Origin of the sequence: Streptomyces varsoviensis (genome assembly GCF_000718635.1) — a bacterium.
Lineage (GTDB): Bacteria > Actinomycetota > Actinomycetes > Streptomycetales > Streptomycetaceae > Streptomyces > Streptomyces varsoviensis.
Genome location: NZ_JOBF01000069.1, coordinates 1 through 617, shown reverse-complemented (window position 1 = coordinate 617; position 617 = coordinate 1). Strand labels below are relative to the sequence as shown.

At 66.5% G+C, this 617-nt stretch carries 2 protein-coding genes; both read right to left on the bottom strand.

From position 1 onward, the window contains the following. Positions 1–320, bottom strand: a 320-nt coding sequence (locus tag IF55_RS35610) for a metal-sulfur cluster assembly factor (protein ID WP_030893390.1), incomplete at its 3' end; no start/stop codon positions are given. Next, positions 317–617, bottom strand: a 301-nt coding sequence (gene sufU / locus IF55_RS35605) for a Fe-S cluster assembly sulfur transfer protein SufU (protein WP_048833133.1), incomplete at its 5' end; no start/stop codon positions are given. The genes IF55_RS35610 and sufU, both read right to left, overlap by 4 nt.

Here is a 617-nt window from a genome sequence, read left to right as displayed (position 1 = left end):
GCGCGGAGTTGTTCGCGGCCGTCGTCGGTGATTTTGTCGGGGCCCCACGGGGGCATCCAGACCCAGTTGATGCGCAGCTCGCTCACGATGCCTTCGGTGGCGGCTTTGGCCTGGTCCTCGATGACGTCGGTCAGCGGGCAGGCCGCCGAGGTGAGGGTCATGTCGAGGGTGGCGATGTTGGTGTCGTCGACGTGGATGCCGTAGATCAGGCCGAGGTTGACGACGTCGATGCCCAGTTCGGGGTCGACCACGTCATACAGCGCCTCGCGGACCTCCTCTTCGGACGCCGGTTTCGTGGTCACCGTGGTGTCATCGGTCATGGGGTTTTCGCCTCCTCGGAGAGTGCTTGGGCGGTGGCGTCCTTCCAGGCCATCCAGCTCAGCAGGGCGCACTTGACGCGGGCGGGGTATTTGGAGACCCCGGCGAAGGCGACCGCGTCCTCCAGGACCTCCTCCATCGCCTCGTCCGGCTCCCGCTGGCCCTTGGACTGCATCAGCTCCAGGAACGTCTCCTGAATCCGGCGCGCCTCCTCCAGAGGCTTGCCGACGAGGAGGTCGTTGAGGACGGAGGCGCTGGCCTGGCTGATCGAGCAGCCCTGCCCCTCATACGACACATCC